At 57.0% G+C, this 653-nt stretch carries 1 protein-coding gene; it reads left to right on the top strand.

The features are described from left to right. Positions 1-120: 120 nt before the first annotated feature. On the top strand, positions 121-653 hold a 533-nt coding region (locus tag QKE52_RS13315), incomplete at its 3' end, for a transposase family protein (protein WP_347949004.1).

Genomic DNA, 653 nt, shown 5'->3' with positions numbered 1-653 from the left:
GTGCGTAGCGGGGTGAGGTAGAAATCGACGGGTTCAGCGGGTCACCACAACATGTAGGGGTCCCTGGTGTGAAGATGAAAGTTGCTACACGACCATCTACACCCACCAGGGACCCGTACTGTGAAGCCTACTGGAAACCTCGTTGCTGACACCATCTGCCGTACCGCGGAAATCGGACTTGCCATCACCGGTGCCGCTGATGCCGGAGCGTTGACCATCATTGAGGCCACGCCAGTAGCCGTTGTCGGCGTGTGCCCGGACTGCGGACAGTCAGGAAAGCTGCGCGACCACGTCACTCGTCGACTCGTTGATCTTCCTGTCGTTGGATTCCCCACTAGGCTGCACGTAACAGTGCCTAGATTCTTATGCACAGCCGACTCATGTAAGAGGAAGATCTTCCAAGAATCTTTAACCTGCGCGGATGACGGCGCCAAGCTCACTTATCGGGTTACTCGCTGGATCTTGCAGCGCCTTGCTATTGACCGGATGAGTGTGTCAGCTACCGCCAAAGCACTCGGTGTGGGCTGGGACCTGGTCAACCAGATCGCACTAGATGCCTGCCGCCAGCTTGTCTACGGCGACCCCTGTCACCTAGACGGGGTTCGTATCCTCGGAGTCGATGAACATGTCTGGAAACACACCAGAAAACCAGG

This window comes from Corynebacterium sp. c25Ua_47 (genome assembly GCF_039907205.1).
Lineage (GTDB): Bacteria > Actinomycetota > Actinomycetes > Mycobacteriales > Mycobacteriaceae > Corynebacterium > Corynebacterium hiratae.
This window is presented reverse-complemented; position numbering and strand designations above follow the sequence as displayed.